This is a genomic window from Shewanella donghaensis, from assembly GCF_007567505.1.
GTDB lineage: Bacteria > Pseudomonadota > Gammaproteobacteria > Enterobacterales > Shewanellaceae > Shewanella > Shewanella donghaensis.
Window position 1 is genome coordinate 3,002,359 of the sequence record NZ_CP041783.1, and the last position, 18,269, is coordinate 3,020,627.

Here is an 18,269-nt window from a genome sequence, read left to right on the forward strand (position 1 = left end):
TTGCCCTGTTAAGCGACATTGCTTATCCACACCGTTTGATAAGGCTCTAATAATTTCACCGCAGTAATATCAGCAATGACCTCGCCATCAATAAGATCAAACCAGGTTTCAGTGCCAATCAAATTAAGTTCTCCCAGCGGTAAATCCATCGCTTGATCTGTAATATTACTAATACAAAAAATGCTTTGCCTTCTATCACGGCTTTGGCGCCAAAAACCGAATAACTGCAGCCCCAAGTGTAAGGTAAACTGAGTCGCATTTGGATTAAAGGCGCGTTGCTTAGTGCGTATGCAGATTAATTTCGTCAGCGATGCCAGTACTTTGGCATGTTGATTGTGATCATCTGCCAGTAATTGATTTAAGACCTCACTATCCCAGCGATGACGATTTATCGAACGATTCTGGGCCGTATTTTCGAGTTTTTCATAGTCATTTTGAGTGCCAAGTAAACTGTGAATATACACCCCTGGAATACCCTCTAATCCGAACATAATGGCATGAGCACAAGTAAACCTTGCTAACCCCAATTGGTCTTGACCTTTTACCGTACCTTTTAAGGCATCGATTAAGGCGATATTTATCTCATAAGGCTGTTGCTGTCCATCTTCAGATGTCCTGCTGGATATCTTTCCACCAAACATCGCCATGGTTTCTACGAGGGTGTTAATTTCGCTTTGTTCCAATAGCCCTTCTACCGGTCTAAGTCCGACACCATCATGTGACGCAATAAAATTAAAATAAGTGGTGCCATCTTGGGCCGGCGGCATGCTCATTTGCCAACGTTTGAGGTATAAACAGCTGCCAGTAATTAAGGTATTTATCAGTAACGGCGGCAAGGAGAAGTTGTATATACAATGCGCTTCATTGGCATTACCAAAGTAAGTCAGGTTTTGTGAGTTAGGGATATTGGTTTCAGTAATGACCACAGCATTATTCTGAGCGTGTTCAATCAGCGTTCGCAGTAACCGAATCACTTCATGGGTTTGCGCGAGGTTGATAGATTTAGAGCCAACTATTTTCCATAAGAATGCCACCGCATCTAAACGGAAGATATTCACTCCAGCATCAAGGTACTGGCGAATGATTCTCACAAACTCTAATAATACTTGTGGGTTCCTGAAATTAAAATCCACTTGATCATGGCTAAAGGTACACCACACATTTTTCAAGCCTTTAGCGGTTGGCGTTGGCCTTAGTAAGTCGGATGTTCTTGGTCTTACAACAGCTGAAAGATCATCATCAATTTCAGCGGTAAAAAAGTAATCATGGCCTATACCTTCACCTTTAATGAAGTTTTGAAACCAGGCACTACGGCTAGAACAATGATTAATCACCAAATCTGACATCAAGCGCCGTTTACTGGCAATAGCCTTAATGTCTGCCCAATCACCAAGACCATCATTCACACTAGAATAATCAATAACAGAAAAGCCATCATCAGAGCTGTAGGGGAAAAAAGGTAAGATATGCACTCCATTGATGCATTCAAGATAATCATCCATAAATTCAGCCAAGGTTTTTAATGGCGCTTGACCTTGTTTGATGATGCTATCGCCATAGGTGATCATGATGACATCTTGTTGCGACCAATGATTAGCATATGGATGCGGTTCAAGGCTGTTACTGGTTATCACCATTGTCTCGATCAACTCAGAGGCAATATCATCAAGCGAGCAACTCAAATTTATATTTTGATAAATACAAGCTAACTGCTGAACCAGCTTAAGCTTTAATGACTTAATGTCTGTCATGCTTCCCCCTTAAGATGCTTTTTAACCACACAAGAGTCGCGATTACATAAACTCGGCATTATCAGCTTCCACGGCGTCTTTTAGTTGCTCAAGCACATCAGGCATGGCGCTAATAACTCGGCTCCATGTCGGCATAAATGGGGTTTCCATTGGGTTATCAAGAAAACGCTGACCCGCAGTTACGATATTTTGAGCAAACATTTCCACCGCTTTTTCTTCCATATGAATATCAGTTGTCAGCCCGTTCATCAAAGCATCATTGTGATAAGTTTCGACATAATCCAAAGCGATACGATAGTAAGTCGCTTTTAAGGTTCTAAAGGCTTCTGTGCTGAATGTTTCACCTTGAGTGGCTAACTTTCGATAAAACGCCTTGGTGATATCAATCGACATTTTTGATAAGCCCGCTTCAGCATTATTTAACGATAACTCTTGATGCTTATGGTCATAGTTATCAGCAATATCCACCTGACAAATACGATTGTGGGCATAGTTGCGATGCATTTCACTGAGAACACCAATTTCTAAACCCCAATCGCTGGGTATACGTAAGTCATTTAATACATCACGGCGAAATGAAAACTCACCCGCTAATGGATAGCGAAAGCTGTCCATAAATTCTAAGTATTCATTATGACCAACCACTCTTTGCAGGGCTTTAATCAATGGTGTGACTAATAAACGTGACACACGGCCATTAATTTTTCCGTCGGATACACGTGCATAAAACCCCTTACTAAACTCGTAGTTAAACTGTGGATTGGCAACCGGATAAAGCAACCTTGCCAGTAAGGATTTCTCATAAGTCACAATGTCGCAGTCATGTAATGCCACCGATTCAGTCTTTCCTGATGCCAAAATATAGCCCATGCAATACCAAACATTGCGGCCTTTACCCAGTTCTTTAGGGGCAAGACCAAGCTTACTTAACTTGGCATCGAGTGCTTGCAGTCTTGGTCCATCGTTCCATAACACTCGATGGTGTTGTGGCAGCTGATTAAAAAATCCTAGGGCTTGTTGATATTGTTCTTTATCGGCTCTATCTAAGCCAATCACAATTTCATTGAGATAAGGCACTTGTTTCAACTTATTAATAATTGCCGGGAGTGCCTCGCCTTCTAATTCTGAAAATAGTGAAGGTAAAATCAACCCTAGTGGTCGAGTCTTAGAAAATTTAAGTAACTCTTGCTCCATTTCTTCATGCGTTCGCTGGGTAAGGTTATGTAGCGTAGTCACTATCCCATTCTGGTAAAAATCAGCCATGTTAAGCCTCCTTATGCGTCAATGACGTTGAAGAATTACAGTTTAAAAACAATGCTTGTAAGCACTCGGCCCAGCCCTTAGGGCCATAATGGCTACTTTGAATAGGTTGGGAAGATGTGTGAATCTGCGGAAAAGTATGTGTTGGCGATTTTATTTGAATGGCGATATCTGCGGCCTCTAGCATGGCACTATCGTTACCACTATCACCTAAGGCAATAGTTTGTACGCAGGTTTGATATTGGTTGGCATACACTTGTGCTAACCAATCCATGGCGAGGCCTTTATCTGTATGACCACCCACATGTAAAAAACGTCCGCCTTGTAGCATATTAGCGCCAAGACTTTTCATGTGCTCAATAAACGCTTGTTTACGCGGTTCATCGCTCGTCCACAGCAGTGGTTCGGAATAATGCCTTACTAAGGCTAAAGCGGCTTTATCAGGTGCTAGGTCGGTTAATTCACATAACTCTTCAGCGCTGAGTGAAGAAAAACCAATATAGTCTCCAGCGAACTCTATTGCTTCGAGCGTTAATAACGACAGCCAATGGCTTCTTTGTTGGCAAAATTCTTTAACCCAGTAATATCCCTGAGTAATCGTATCTATGGGTTGATTATCGAAATAACCAATGGGGATATATATCACTGCACCATTTTCCGAAATAAACGGTGAGTTAAAACCGATTGTTTGCTGAAATTTTTCCATTTCAGCGAAGGTTTTACTGGTGTTGGGGATTATTGGGATTTTCTTTTCATTCAATCCTTCAATCACATCAATTGCGCTAGAAAAGCTGTAATCAAAGTGATCAAGCAAAGTACCATCCATATCTGTAAATATCAGCGGTCGTGTGGTCATCTGTATTCCCTTTCGTTACGCAAACAATTCTTCAACTGCTAAAAACGTTTCAGGTTACATGCCAGCTTATTAACGACCGCACTAATTTGGTGAGAAACCATATATTAAACATTGAATTTATTAGCTATTTATTTATCGCAAAAGAATTACATTGTTCATAACGTGGGATATATTAATGAGGAATGCTGGGTTTTAATTCAAAAAGCGCACCAATATAGTGCAATTTTACAAAGAAACTTATTCAACTAAACTTTATAAATACAGCTCAGTCAGGTTTTATTTATTAAGGAAAGATGATGCGATTTAATCAAGCTTTTGAAGTGCTCGATCATCTAATTGAAGTATATGTCGCTATCGGCAGCACCTATGAGCGCTTAATCAATGAGGTGAAGGTGGAACGCACGAGAATGTTGCTGCATTACCTATACGATAAACAACAAGAAAATACCCAGTTCTTGAAAGACGTAAAACTCAGAATGCCAGAAGCCTTGCTGCAAACGTGGATTGATGAGGACATTGAAAAGTCCATCATCAATTCATCTAAACAGCTTTATGTTAATGCGGATATTACTACTGACGACTTAATGGAGCATGTGCATGACTTACACAGTCAAACTATCAATTGGCTTAATGTTACCGTCAGTGTCATACCCAATAATGAAATGCATAACCAATTACAAAATATCAGTGAGTCACTAAATCAACGATATAAGCAATTAGTACAGGCAGTGAATCGCATGGATGATATGTAGTGACCAATTATGCGCACTCTGCAGCAATGTACACTTTATTCTTGCCGGCAAACTTTGCTCGGTAAAGTGCTTCATCAGCATACTTTGCTAAATCGTTTAGGCTTTTGCCCTCGCTAAGATTATCAGCGACACCTAAGCTAATGGTGAATTCGAGATTGATATCATCAAAACTGAAAGATTGTTCAGCTATACCGGCTCTTAAACGCTCAGAAATAACCAGTGCTTGCTTTAAATTAACGTTTGGCAGCACGATAAGGAACTCTTCCCCACCAATACGACCAATCAAATCTTGTTTTTTTAACAATGCTTGAGCACGCTTGGACAACGCCTGCAATGCAAGATCACCAATATGATGACCATGGGTATCATTTATCAGTTTAAAATTATCAATATCAAAAATAATCACCGCAACTGACTGTTGTTTTCTATTCGCTTTTTCAACTAAATACTGCCCTCGGGTGAAGGTATAGCCACGATTATAAAGACCGGTTAAAAAGTCTGTTTGTGCACGGGCTCTCAATGAACGCTGGGAGTATAGTAAGACCATCACCATGGCAAAAAGCACCAATACTAAGACTAAAAACAAGCTTAATTTAAGCTCATTAATGTGCTCTTTATCCTCTGCCGCCTCCCAATTTAATTCATTAATAGCCAGCTTATTGGCCAGTAACTGATTTTCAAACACTGCTAGTTTCGCATTATGCTCAAGGGCTGAATTGATGACTTTCTTATTAATAATATTTTGGTTAACTTCCCGTTCGGAGTCGATGACTTTCAGTAGCATGTTCATCGCATCAACTGGTCGGTTATCACCTAAAGCAACAATCGCTTTTCCTTTAAGGATCATACTTTGTTGATTCTTACTGAAACTCTCGTCTTGAGTAAACTTTCGTGCCATCTCAGTGGCTTTATCTGCATCACCATTTCTTAAATAGGCTAATGCCAAAAAGAGGTAATTACTGGTTTTAAAATAACGTTCTTTGGTGGTGTAATGTAAAGAGACAGCCTTTTCTAAATGCGTTATCGCCTCAGAAAATTCATTCATTCTAAGCGCCACACGACCTGCGTTTAAATTAGCAAAAAAGAGTAAATCCTTATAACCTTTGGTCATTTTAGCTAAGGCAAATTGCACTTGAATACTTTGTTGTGCTTTGCTCCAATCACCTAACTTTAATGCCTCACTTAACATGTTGTGCTGCATATTAAACATGTCTTCTTTGTCATCAATAATTTGCCAGGCTAGGTAGGCTTTTTCAAAGTTTTCATAACCACGCTGATGCAAGCCAACTTGTCGGTATAGGTTTCCTGTCGCGTTATAAATCATTGCCTTACGATGTGTATTGATCTTGTCACTTTTATCAACAATCGTCATGGCCTCTTCCAGTAAATCAATACCGATTTGCACCGTTGCAGGCTCTGTATAACAAAAAGCGTTTTGGGTTAAGGCCTTGGTCAGTAATTGGGAGTTATCATTTTGGCGGGCATAAATTAAGGCCTGTTTTCTGTCGATACAATAAACGCTGGGATCATTAGTTTGCAGGTAATGCGCAAAAGATCGTTCTAAGTAACTATCGACTAAAACATCAGTGACGGGGAGGTCTTTAACGAACGCAATGCCTTTACCGTAACTGGCAATCGACAAATCTAGTTGGCGAGTTTTTTCATAAAGTTGACCATAAAGAAAATAAAATTTTGCTTGGGATTCAGCATCAAATTCACTGTTATCGAGATCAAATTGATCTAATAACTCGATACCTTCTGCAGGAGAAAGTGCCTCAGCTGATTTTTCTAACTGAATTAAGGCTTCATTTGCAAATCCATTAACGCTGACCACGAAAAGAAAACTACACAGCCATGCTGTAAATCTTCTCGTACTGAACCTCTCCATATTCACCTCTACTCCCAATAACACTTTTGTAGTATATCGAGATAATAAGAACATGATATGTCTTTATTTATAAAATATTGATTTATCGTATAATTGTTACGTTAAGTTACATCTATAACACTTATTCCCTGTAATATAATAATGACTAATAGTGAGTAGTCATCAAGGTTTTCAGCCATATAGTTAGCTTATAATCACGCTAATATCGATACTAATAATCGTCAGTAAGTGGTAAATACTCTCTAGAAATCACTTACTCTCGGTATCAATTTGCGTATTCAATTGTGTAATTTTAAATATCGATACATTTAAGTTTGACCATGTCACTTTTGCAGACTCAATGGTTTCACATAAACCCAGCCCGATATGCACTTGCGTATCCATGCTGTGTGAACATACCGCAAAACTCGCACCCACCATCCTGATATATTGCTGACCACAAGCATTGAGCTCAACAATGGCATTTTGTATCACCTTTCTAGCACAACATAGCTTCGTCTTAACATTCTCTATTAAATCGATATCAATCTTTGACAACATCAATAAACACCAACAAACACCATATGTTTATTTAGATTTAATGGTTCAGCAACTAAACAGAACAACCCACACATTAAAAATTTAGTCTAAAGCAACAAGAGGAAGTCCATTGAAAAGCCTGCTGAAAAATGTTCAATTACAGTTGAAATCATTAACCATCTCAAGCTTGTATATACAAGCAAGATTAATTCATATGATTAAGAAGGATTTAAACAAAAGCACTTATTTACAATAGCTTAAAGTAATATTAACGAGACTGTACGGAGATAGGTCCACAAGTAGAGCTATAGCTATCAAGCTCTACGACACCTTGTAGGATAATGCCATGATAACGCGCTTTAACTAATTGATAATCTAAAGAAGGAGCAAAATAGTAAGTAATATCTTCTGCACCGGTTTGCTCTACGGGGATCAATGATAATTCACCCCACGGTTCTATTGTTTGGGTCTGAGGTGGTTTCACATAGTACTGATATGATTCCATCGCATCTGAAGCTTGCCTGATTAATGCAAATTGCTGACGGCCTTGGAGTAAATGCTCGCGCATTTGAATAGCCAGGGTATCCACATCCCGCAAAGGAATATTTGTTGATGCGTAGCTATCAATATCGCCATCAAGATTAACTCGCGACTCGAGGCCATTAGAATTAAACGTCACCTGCATATCTCTAGAGCGAAAACCTGATACTTTTTGATGAAAATTAATCGTTAGCCATTGGTTGGTTTGTTCAGACCATGATAACTCTGCACGTTGATGATATTGTGTTCCTATTCCTAAAATACTGGCCTTACTTATAGAAGTAATTACGGCACTTTGACCTTGCCAAATCTCGGTTCTATCCATAGTCCCAGTATGTAAACCACTTAAATAAATAGAATAATTTGCCTTACGATGACACTCTTCAACCTGAACAATAGGTAAGTTTACTGTTATAGCCGGCGATTGGTTACTGATGTTATCTTTATCTTTATCGGTATTGGCAATGGCGGTATTCGTCGCCACGCCCATCAATAGGACTACAGCCCTGAAAATAGATAAAAAAGACATCGCCGCCAATCCAAATCGGCCGAGTAAAGCCGACTTATGTTTACTTGAGGTGATCAATGTCTTCATCTAATTGGGCTCTGTCAGGGTATGGTAAGGGTAAAAATGATTAAAAAACTTCATTCACATTAAGGTAGAAGTTAGTTTCATTTTCACCAACACCTATATCAAAGCGTAAATTAATATTGTCTTTAAGTTTAAAACGAAAACCTGTGCCATAAGACGTTAACAGCTCTTCAGTTAAATCGCTGACTTTAGGAGCCACACTACCCACCGCTCCCCAAAAAACCATGCCATAACGTTGGAATATAGGTAAGCGATATTCAACTTGTCCCATCATCATTTGTTCATCACGGTAACGCCCTTTAATATAGCCGCGCATCCCACTAGAACCGCCGAGATCAGGTAATAAGTTCCAAGGCACATCGCCATCAGTAAAATGACCTTGCACTTGCCAAGCGATTAACCCTGGCGCAGACATAGAGCTTAAATCAATATAATTGGCTATCTCAATATCGTAAGTTGAAAATGAAGAGTACTCATCATTTTGGTATAAGCCGGCATCAATCTGAAATAACCAACCTTTGGTCGCATTTAATCGGTAATCGCGCGAATCATACACACTGGTTACCACCACGCCTGAACTGAAGTTGCTCGGTAACGTCCCTTTGGCATCGACTGGCATTTCAGTATCGACCCGTTCAAGGTTATCTGCGCTGGCATATAAAAAATCAGCACCGACACCAATAAAGTAATTATCTGTTACTTCTGTCATCCAACGCGGTTTGAAGCGGTAAACTTGCTCTTCAAACTCATGCTCATTTATATCTAGGTTGCCATCTTCAATACCTTGACCGTAGTAAACGGCGGCTTCGTTGTGCAGGTCGACTTCAAGTAATAAACGTTGCTTACCTTGGTTGAAAAAAGTCATGTTCTCGATTTCAACACCGTAAGACTTATTCATCGACACGAATGAGTTAAGCACTAGAGATGAAGGTTGTTCTTCACTCGCTGCACCATCGGTTTTATATAGCCCCACCATCAACAAACCCACACCAAACTTTTTCTCTGGAGTGTAATAAGCCGTTGGTAAATAACTCATATCAATATCTTTACTGTCATCAAATTCACCATCGGCGCCAAAGACTGAAAAAATATCATCAACCCATGTCGGCTCCATATCTTCAGGTGTTTCAAATAAAGGCTCAACAGCGAAGGTCGAGTGAGATAAAGCAAGCAGGCTTAGAAGTAAAATCCGTTTCATAACAACTCTAATAAATGATGAGGAATAAGAAGGTGCTGATTATTGATAAACAAAATCAAGCTGTAATTTTGGAACATAATACTCACTTTCTAGCAGTCATATGATTTGCCGAGCGCATTTTAACAGAACTGAAAAAATAAAAAATGCTGTTACAAAAGTAACAGCATTTTTCATAGGGATTCTAATGGTTCACAAAACAATAATCGCGGAAGGTTATTTGCCCCAAGGGTTACTAGGGTCTTGCGAAGGCGCGGCTCTTTTGGTGCCAGACTTAGAACCTGAATCACGATTTTGAGCATAGGCATCTTGTTGTCTTGGCTTGTCGCTGCCAAAACGTGGACGCTCTTTTTTCGATTTCATTTCTTCGTAATTTTCAGTCGCTTTAGCGCGCTGTTCATCCAACAATTCAACCGTTAACTCTTGCGGTTTACGTGGCACGATACCATCAGCAAAACCGCGAGCTCTTGGTTTTAGTTCAAACTGTTCAGCAGTACCTTTTGGCATTTGCTTGAAACGATAAAGATAGAAAGACTCAACTCGCTCTCTAGCCCACTCAGTTTTTTTAAGAAACTTGATACTCGCTTCCATACTTGGATTAAGGTTAAAACACTCCAACCTCATTGCAGCATAAAGCACTTTCCAATCATAAAAATCAACAAGCTCAGTCATCATGATGTCTAAACTCAGGCCGTGAAGTGGATTATTCTGTTGCTTTTCAGTCATGTAAGGCTCTGTAAAAAATAGTGATTAAAGGAATACAGCTATATTTAAGCTGCTGTGCACATTATAGCGTTTTTCACTGTTTATATTGAGATATTTTTCATGATTGTTAGTGGCACTCTATTTTGTACCACTTCTATTAATCACTACTTCATTGCCGCTTTCACATACACATCAAAGCGATTTTTCTTGGTCGCAATAACCATACTAGGTTTTACTCCATCCAAATCTTCAGCATAATCAGGACGTTTCACTACCACACGTTTTGTAGCCAACGCTTGCGCAGGTTTTAGCAGTCCATCGGCATCAAGATCGGCGCCCACTAATGTTTGGAAGACCCGCATCTCTTTTTTTACTAGCGCAGACTTTTCACGATGTGGGTACATTGGATCTAAATACACCACATCAATCTCGGTGCCTGACGTTTTCGCGGCATCGGCTAAGGCATTAATGCTCGAGCCATGGAACAAACTCATGCGCTCTTGCATCCACTCACCAATTTCTGCGTCTTCATAAGCACGGCGAAGCCCATCTTCAAGTAACGCTGCCACGACGGGATGACGCTCTACCATAATGACATTACAACCAAGGCTAGCTAACACAAAGGCATCACGGCCTAAACCTGCTGTACCATCGACGACCGTAGGAGTAACACCTTGTTTAAGTCCCACCGCTTTTGCAATTGATTGACCTCGACCACCACCAAATTTACGGCGGTGAGCAACAGCACCTGAAATAAAATCGACACTAATTCCGTCAAGTTTTGGTTCATCTCGCTTATGTAAGCTCAGAGTATTATGTTCAAAGCGCAATTCAAATTGCGCCTCTTTATCCCACTCAAAACCCCAACGCTCACTAATATCAACCAGTGACGGATATTGCTGATTAAAAAACATCGGTATTTGCAAAAGTAATTCCAGTATTTAATAGACTCAAAGCTATTATGCCAAAAGCCTGCAACAGTGAATACCTATACCTGTTACTAGTTAGCCCCTATAATGTGTGCATCTTGCAGTTTCCACTGCTTACTAATATTCGGACACTCACATGTTAAGTTACCGCCACGGTTATCATGCCGGCAATTATGCCGATGTACTTAAGCACACTATGTTGCTGCAAGTGCTTAAACTCATGCACAAAAAAGATAAGCCTATGGCCTATATTGATAGTCATGCGGGTGCTGGCGGTTATTCGCTAACTGATGAGTTTTCAAAGAAAACCGGCGAATACTTAGATGGCGTAGCCAAGCTTTGGGGTAAAGATGATTTACCAGAATCATTGCAGCTGTATATTGAAGACGTAAAACACTTCAACCAAGGTGAGGAAGAATTGTCTTTTTACCCTGGTTCTCCTGCTTTTGTTGATATGAACATGCGTGAAAAAGATCGCATGGTATTACATGAATTACACGGTACTGACTTTGCTTCACTTGATGAGCAGTTTGCTGATGACAGACATGTTCGTGTCGTTAAAGGTGATGGCTTGAAAGGCTTAATTGGTGCAGTACCACCACTTGAACGCCGCGCTGTAGCTTTGATTGATCCAAGTTACGAAATGAAGACCGATTACCAAGATGTTGCCCATGCCATCATCAAGGCGCATAAACGTTTTTCTACTGGTGTTTATATGCTTTGGTATCCAGTGGTTGATAGAGCCCAAACCGAAGCGATGTTGAAAATATTGGCTGATAGCGGTATTAAAAATCAACTGAGAATTGAGCAGTCAATCACGCCTGATAATAATGTCTTTGGTATGACTGCAGCAGGTTTATGGGTGATTAACCCGCCATGGAAGTTAGATACTACTGCGAAAGAGACATTAGATTACCTAGAGCGCTGTCTTGGTCAAAGCGGCGGAAAAACAGTGGTTAAGTTAGAAGTACCTGAATAATCTTTTAGCTAAATATTAGTAACACGTTAGTAAAAAACAGTCACAAAAAAGCCCGTGTAATGCAAATTACATGGGCTTAAAAAAATGCAATAAAGGGAGTATACGCCTATTTATCAGTATATTTGAGCGAACTTAAGCTAATGGCAAGTGTCAGCGGATCATGTTTCAAAATACTGACGCTGAACACATTCATCATCATCGTTAAGTTTGCGATCAAGCGAACCAAATATCGCACTAAAAAAACCTTCCTTTACATCGTCGCGAGTTGACCCAACTGACGAAGTATTTTCAGGACGAGACTCTGCAATTTCCCTTTCTTTAGCATTACCGTGTGCACCCGTGACAAAGTCACAAGCCGCATTGGCTGCGGTTTGAGATGAACATGCGCTCATTAATACTATTGGTACCAATAAGCTTGTTAATAATATCCATTTATTCATATTAATCCTTATTTTCACACTTTGTAAATTTTCTTAAAAGAACGTACCCAGAAATACCACAGAACTTGCATTAACGCTGTCACCACCACTGGCAACGCCGAAGGCATTATTATCTATGACCATACATTTTAGTATAAATTCATTCGCATTACCGACGTAACGGCTATGACTCCATTCAGATGCAGTCGTTGAGCGCCAATAGACCGATAACCTGATATGTTCTTACTCGGTTGAGGCAGACATTGAAGCTTGGTATCTTGCTGCATAATGCCACCGATTTTCAATCCTTTAGTCGGTTCAGGAGTCCACTCCATTGAAGCCAAACTAATTACACGGGCTTTTTTTTTAAACAATTACTGATGCGATATAAGCTATATGCATTCATCACCGTTGTCGTTGAAAGGTCGTACTACTAGTCCGATTAGGGCGGTAAAAATACCAACAATAATATCACCATCATGTGAATCGCTGGTAGTTGCTCCCGGGCCTGAGTCACGTTCGCGTCTATCTGAATTACTTTCTGCCGTGCCGCGAACAAAATCACAGCCTGCATTGGTGGCGCTTGATGATGAGCAAGCCGTGTTCAATAACATTGGCAGTAATAAACTTGCCAGTAAAATCCTTTTCTTCATCCTACTCCTTATTTTTACATCATATAAATCTATTTAAAAAATGCACCAGCCGCTCCTGGGAATACCACAGGACTGGTATTACCGTTGTCGCCCACACTGGCAACGCCATAGACATAATTATCTATGACCATGTTTTTCATAATAAATTCATTCACATTACCCACGTAACGACTATGACTCCATTCTGATTCAGTCGTTGAGCGCCAATAAACCCGATAACCTAATATGTTCTTGTTTGGTTGCGGCTGCCATTGAAGCTTGGTGTCGGGCTGCATAATGCCTTCGATTTTCAACCCTTTTGGTGGTTCAGGCGCCCACGCCATTGAAGCCAAACTAATGGCATTTAATGCTGTGAGTTTGGCATTAAAATCAAAATCAACACCCTCAATCACATCACCATATTCAATACCATTTTCAGTGCGAATATCTTGATGCTGACGATCATAATGCTCATTAGCTTCCATCACTCTGACTGCTGGCATGCCTGCTTTATTAAAGGGTAGATGATGTCCGCCACGGCCAAAACGATCTAAACGATAAACCAACATGACATCAAGATTGGTCATGTATTGATCCACTAAGGTTTTAATTTTTCGTGCAAGGTTACGTGAAGCAGAATCATTTTCGCCGCCGCTAAAATAGCGCTCTTTGGCCTCTTCTTTAGTTTCTGCAATTCTTACACCTTCAGAAAAGACTCGAACAGTAGAATTGTTGATAACACCATTAATCCCAGCAATATTACCAATCATGTCATTATTCAACACCGCTTGGACTTGCCAGTTATGCTTTTTAGCGTAATTAATTAGCACATCACCGCCATATAGACCTTGCTCTTCACCTGATAGGGCTACGTAAACAATGGTGCCATTGAACTGATATTTCGACAGCACTCGCGCGGCTTCCAGTGCGCCGGCTACCCCTGATGCATTATCATTTGCCCCTGGTGACACTGAAGTAAAATCCATTGGATCGGTTACTCGAGAATCAATATCACCACTCATCATCACCACACGATTAGGATCTGTTGTGCCTCGTTGAATCGCAAATACGTTAACCACTTCAGTAGGATCTGGGATGCGCTTGCCACTGACCTTCTCCCCCACCATAACCACTTCTAAACAGCCGCCGCAATCAGCTGATATGCGTTCGAATTCAGTTTTAATCCATCGCCTTGCTGCGCCAATACCTTGGGTATCAGATTGTGTTTCAGATAAAGTATGACGAGTGCCAAAGCTCACTAATTTCTCCACATCGCTACGTAACCTGTCGGCCTTTGGGGCTGTGGCAATATCATATAAACGCATATCTTCTTCTGACGGCGCCATATGACTTTTCTGCGCCGCAATCGCATTGAAACCGATTAAGTTAACGCTTAATACCGACAGTACTCCAATGAACTGATAGCATTTTTTTATCATTTTTTGTTTATTGCTGTTCATATCATCCTCTTGTTTAGGTGCTTTATTTAAGTACAATATTTAAGTGCGATATTTAAGAGTTAGTCGCGCCCTCAAATATTATTTTTGTTCTCTGAGTTTATTTGAATTTATTTAACTAGCACTAACTCGCTAATGCCGCTTGATAACGTTTTAATAGAATTTTAACTCGTTCAACATAAGCCTGAGTTTCGGGGTATGGCGGAATACCTTGGTATTTGGTCACCGTTGTTGGCCCTGCGTTATAAGCTGCACATGCCAGCTCAATATCATTGTCGAACCGATCTAATAGGTAAGCTAAATATTGGCTGCCACCTAAGATATTTTGCTCCACGTTATAGGCATCCTTCACCCCTAACTCTTTCGCGGTCGCTGGCATTAATTGCATTAAGCCTATTGCACCCACCTTTGAACGAGCTTTAGGGTTAAACGCCGATTCGGCATGAATGACTGCGCGGATTAATGCAGGGTCTAAATTAAACTGTTCGGCAGCATTATTCACCATCAGTTTATGTTTAAAAGCAAAGATGGGAATACGACTCCAGTCGACTTGTGAGTCGACCTGACAAGCAAAACAGTCGTAGAGCAATACATCAAAATCTGCTGAATGAGGCACCACATTTGAAAACGTAGTGATACCGTTTGTCTCATATTGATAAATTTTTCGTTTCGGCTTTTTGGTTTTACTGCCCGCAGTTAACGTGTTGCTGGAAAGAGTACTGCTAGAAAGACTCTTATTAGAAAAAGAGCTGTTAGAAACAACATTGCTAGAAAAAGTCGCGGTTCTGGTCGGTTTTGCAGTAACAGTTGAAGCAACAGGCTTATAGGTAAAAGATGACTTCTTTTTCGTAACCGTTTTTTGTACCCAAGAGGTATTAGCCGGTTTAATCGCCGTTTGTTCCACAACCACCTTTGGCTTTAGCACCATGGCGGGTTTGGCAGGGGTATCAGCGAGGGCAATAATTGGCGGGTGTAAAACTTGCTGCTTCTTAGGTTTTAAGTGCAATCTAGATTCAACGTCGTTCGATTCACTTACCAAAGGCAAAACTACAATCGGTGCGTGTAGTACTTGCTGCGATTTAGGCGCTTTTTTAACGGCAGGCTGCACGCTGGCAACTTTTATCGGTTTGGCTGACTCGACATTTATCCTATTAAAATGTTTTGTGGGCTTAATAATGGCTTGCTGGTTATCTTGCCCGGTCATATTTTGCGATGAAGCAGATATAACGAAGTCTTCATTTGAAGGAGTAAGCTTTTGATAAGACTTACTCACCGTGACTTCAGCTTTAGGCGAGGCACTTTTTTGTGTTTTAACCGGCGCTTGCATTATTAGCTTATCTTTATTTTCTTGCGCCCAAGCCATATTTTTTGAAGCGATTATCAGCATCAAAAAAATAATGGTATTGGTAACAACAGCTTTATAGCTTGTTACAGGGGCTAATCTGGCCATTGAACGAGAAAGGCAAAACGGATTTCTTATCATATTTTTATTATTTTCACTTTGAATTCAAGCTTGGCTCAATAGACTACTCTGACTCATCATAGCGAATAAGCAATTCATTGGTCACTAACTAAACAGCAAATATAGGTGTTATTTATTGCGCGTTTTTTTACAACTGCACAATAAACCTGACAAAAAACAGGGTTGAAACTGTTAAAAAAATTAACTTGCATAGCTGGTTCGCTTTTAGCGGCTAAAATGTTCACCAAATAAAACGAAATCATTACAATTATTTTTTTAAAGCTTTATAAACAGACTCTTAAAGAAATATAATAATGGGTGTTTTTTATACCCTCTTACAATAAAATTACCCAAATAGTGCAATTAATACTTATAATGAGTTGTTACTAAGGTAGATTCAATGAATAAAGCTTGTTAATCGATATTTATCAGCTTTTTTTGGATGAATTTAAGCTTAATTTAAAATTGTTGATATAGTCTGTAGATTGGCAATATCTCAAACTCATAATAATTAAGCCAATTAAAGGGATACACATGAACCTTGATTCACCACCAACTTCGCCTAACAAGGGCGCGCCTCAAGACATCGCTTCAAGTGGTGCATTTGTTCGTTTTCTCAATATCGTTGAACGCTTGGGTAATTTATTGCCTCACCCGATAACCTTATTTGCCATGTTCTGTCTCGCGGTAATTGCGATCAGTGGCATTGCAGGTTATTTCGAATTGACAGTGATCGACCCAAGACCTATTGGCAGTTCCGGACGCTCTGAAGATGGCTTAATTCATGTGGTCAGCTTAATGAATGCTGAAGGCCTCAGGATGATTGTCTCTAACTTAGTGACCAACTTCACTGGCTTTACCCCGTTGGGGACAGTATTAGTGGCATTACTCGGTGTCGGTATTGCTGAACGCTCAGGCTTACTCTCTGCCGCAATGCGGTTATTGGTCATGGGCACATCTAAACGCCTCGTCACCTTAACGATTGTATTTGCAGGTATCGTCTCTAATACCGCCTCAGAGCTTGGCTACGTGGTATTAATACCTATGGCAGCCATGATATTCCATTCATTAGGTCGCCACCCTCTTGCGGGTTTAGCGGCTGCATTTGCTGGGGTCTCTGGTGGTTACAGTGCTAACTTACTATTAGGCACTGTCGATCCGTTACTATCAGGCATTACCGAAGCTGCGGCACAAATGATTGACCCAGATTATATCGTCGGGCCTGAAGTTAACTGGTACTTCATGTTTGTTTCTACCTTCTTAATTACCATATTAGGTGCATTAGTTACTGAGAAGATTGTTGAGCCAAAACTGGGGAAATATGATGTCTCTGAAGCGGCTGATGACTTATCTGAACAAACTATGGAATATGTCACTCAAGCAGAAAAACACGCTCTGAAAATCGCAGGTTTTTCGGTATTAGTGCTGTCCTCTTTATTAGCGCTGACAATTATCCCTGAAGGTGCACCACTGCGTAACCCAGAAACCGGTTTAGTTTCAGGTTCGCCATTTCTAAAAGGCATTGTGGCGTTTATTTTCATTGGCTTTGCCATTCCCGGATTGGTTTACGGTAAAGTTGTCGGCACCATGAAAAAAGACACTGATGTGATTAATGCCATGTCCCATAGTATGAGCACCATGGGCATGTATATCGTACTAGTGTTTTTTGCATCGCAGTTTGTGGCTTTCTTTAAGTGGACTAACCTAGGCGCTGTTTTAGCAGTAGCGGGGGCTGATACCCTTAGCAGCATTGGCTTAACGGGCCCAGTGGTGTTCGTACTCTTTATTATGCTGTGTGGCTTTATCAATCTCATGCTAGGCAGTGCCTCTGCGCAATGGGCGGTTACTGCACCTATATTTGTGCCGATGCTGATGCTGGTCGGTTACGCACCTGAAACGATTCAAGCGGCATATCGAATCGGTGACTCTGTGACTAACTTGATTACCCCGATGATGAGCTATTTCGGATTGATTCTAGCGGTGGCTTGTCGATATAAGAAAGACTTAGGCATTGGTACGCTTATCGCCACCATGTTGCCTTACTCAATAGTCTTCTTCATCGGTTGGACCTTATTCTTCTTCCTTTGGGTATTTGTATTAGGTTTCCCTGTCGGCCCTGGTGCTGCGACTTATTACACTCCTTAAGTGAGAGTTTAATTACCTTATTAGAGCCCTGCAAATGCAGGGCTTTTTGTTGTCTGTTACGCCAATCATATTCAAATTCTAAGTCCAAGGCTGCTCAGCCTGACGATGCTCTAACTAGAACACACTTATTTAAGATCAATGCTGCCGTGTTAATCAATAAACATTCCTAGGTAGACCTTCAGCTATCC

Annotated in this window: 17 protein-coding genes; 3 read left to right on the top strand and 14 right to left on the bottom strand. The window is 40.5% G+C overall.

The window, feature by feature from the left end:
- Window positions 1–8: 8 nt before the first annotated feature.
- Genes FPK91_RS12725 through FPK91_RS12735 form a run of 3 tightly spaced genes read right to left on the bottom strand, consistent with a single transcriptional unit; the run spans window position 9 to window position 3,867 of the window.
- Window positions 9–1,751: a sugar phosphorylase gene (locus FPK91_RS12725; RefSeq protein WP_144211599.1), complete on the bottom strand. Its 1,743-nt coding sequence runs from the start codon at window positions 1,749–1,751 to the stop codon at window positions 9–11.
- Between the two features lie 42 nt (window positions 1,752–1,793).
- Window positions 1,794–3,014: a glycosyltransferase family protein gene (locus FPK91_RS12730; protein WP_144211600.1), complete on the bottom strand. Its 1,221-nt coding sequence runs from the start codon at window positions 3,012–3,014 to the stop codon at window positions 1,794–1,796.
- Between the two features lies 1 nt (window position 3,015).
- Window positions 3,016–3,867, bottom strand: a complete 852-nt coding sequence (locus FPK91_RS12735; RefSeq protein WP_144211601.1) for an HAD-IIB family hydrolase — start codon at window positions 3,865–3,867, stop codon at window positions 3,016–3,018.
- A gap of 293 nt (window positions 3,868–4,160) precedes the next feature.
- On the opposite strand from FPK91_RS12735, the gene FPK91_RS12740 reads away from it, so the two are divergent.
- Complete coding sequence (locus FPK91_RS12740) at window positions 4,161–4,619, top strand: hypothetical protein (RefSeq protein WP_144211602.1); 459 nt, start codon at window positions 4,161–4,163, stop codon at window positions 4,617–4,619.
- Between the two features lie 7 nt (window positions 4,620–4,626).
- Here FPK91_RS12740 and FPK91_RS12745 read toward each other — a convergent pair whose 3' ends face one another.
- The 6 genes from FPK91_RS12745 to FPK91_RS12770 form a co-directional block, all read right to left on the bottom strand.
- The gene (locus FPK91_RS12745) at window positions 4,627–6,507 is read right to left on the bottom strand and encodes a tetratricopeptide repeat-containing diguanylate cyclase (RefSeq protein WP_144211603.1); all 1,881 of its coding nucleotides are present in this window, start codon (window positions 6,505–6,507) and stop codon (window positions 4,627–4,629) included.
- A gap of 249 nt (window positions 6,508–6,756) precedes the next feature.
- On the bottom strand, window positions 6,757–7,047 hold the full coding sequence (locus FPK91_RS12750; protein WP_144211604.1) for an ASPIC/UnbV domain-containing protein: 291 nt from the start codon (window positions 7,045–7,047) through the stop codon (window positions 6,757–6,759).
- A 247-nt stretch (window positions 7,048–7,294) separates the two neighbouring features.
- Complete coding sequence (locus FPK91_RS12755) at window positions 7,295–8,161, bottom strand: hypothetical protein (RefSeq protein WP_227006561.1); 867 nt, start codon at window positions 8,159–8,161, stop codon at window positions 7,295–7,297.
- Between the two features lie 40 nt (window positions 8,162–8,201).
- Window positions 8,202–9,356, bottom strand: a complete 1,155-nt coding sequence (locus FPK91_RS12760) for a BamA/TamA family outer membrane protein (protein WP_144211605.1) — start codon at window positions 9,354–9,356, stop codon at window positions 8,202–8,204.
- A gap of 213 nt (window positions 9,357–9,569) precedes the next feature.
- Window positions 9,570–10,079, bottom strand: coding sequence for a VF530 family protein (locus FPK91_RS12765; RefSeq protein ID WP_144211606.1), 510 nt, complete (start codon window positions 10,077–10,079; stop codon window positions 9,570–9,572).
- Window positions 10,080–10,222: 143 nt separating this feature from the next.
- Window positions 10,223–10,972: a class I SAM-dependent methyltransferase gene (locus FPK91_RS12770; RefSeq protein WP_168926956.1), complete on the bottom strand. Its 750-nt coding sequence runs from the start codon at window positions 10,970–10,972 to the stop codon at window positions 10,223–10,225.
- A gap of 151 nt (window positions 10,973–11,123) precedes the next feature.
- On the opposite strand from FPK91_RS12770, the gene FPK91_RS12775 reads away from it, so the two are divergent.
- Window positions 11,124–11,966: a 23S rRNA (adenine(2030)-N(6))-methyltransferase RlmJ gene (locus tag FPK91_RS12775; protein ID WP_144211608.1), complete on the top strand. Its 843-nt coding sequence runs from the start codon at window positions 11,124–11,126 to the stop codon at window positions 11,964–11,966.
- Between the two features lie 158 nt (window positions 11,967–12,124).
- Here the strand turns inward: FPK91_RS12775 and FPK91_RS12780 are convergent, their stop codons facing one another.
- From FPK91_RS12780 to FPK91_RS21115, 5 genes are all read right to left on the bottom strand, one after another.
- On the bottom strand, window positions 12,125–12,406 hold the full coding sequence (locus FPK91_RS12780) for a hypothetical protein (protein ID WP_227006562.1): 282 nt from the start codon (window positions 12,404–12,406) through the stop codon (window positions 12,125–12,127).
- A 128-nt stretch (window positions 12,407–12,534) separates the two neighbouring features.
- Window positions 12,535–12,759: a hypothetical protein gene (locus tag FPK91_RS12785; protein ID WP_144211609.1), complete on the bottom strand. Its 225-nt coding sequence runs from the start codon at window positions 12,757–12,759 to the stop codon at window positions 12,535–12,537.
- Window positions 12,760–12,777: 18 nt separating this feature from the next.
- Complete coding sequence (locus tag FPK91_RS12790; protein ID WP_144211610.1) at window positions 12,778–13,038, bottom strand: hypothetical protein; 261 nt, start codon at window positions 13,036–13,038, stop codon at window positions 12,778–12,780.
- A gap of 29 nt (window positions 13,039–13,067) precedes the next feature.
- Complete coding sequence (locus FPK91_RS12795; RefSeq protein ID WP_405127365.1) at window positions 13,068–14,363, bottom strand: M28 family peptidase; 1,296 nt, start codon at window positions 14,361–14,363, stop codon at window positions 13,068–13,070.
- A gap of 235 nt (window positions 14,364–14,598) precedes the next feature.
- Window positions 14,599–15,957 (bottom strand): lytic transglycosylase domain-containing protein, encoded by a 1,359-nt coding sequence (locus FPK91_RS21115; RefSeq protein ID WP_227006563.1) that lies wholly within the window; start codon window positions 15,955–15,957, stop codon window positions 14,599–14,601.
- 513 nt (window positions 15,958–16,470) lie between these two features.
- Here FPK91_RS21115 and FPK91_RS12805 point away from each other — a divergent pair.
- A complete protein-coding gene (locus FPK91_RS12805) occupies window positions 16,471–18,081 on the top strand; it encodes an AbgT family transporter (RefSeq protein WP_144211612.1) in 1,611 nt (536 codons plus the stop codon).
- The last annotated feature ends 188 nt before the right edge of the window (window positions 18,082–18,269 follow it).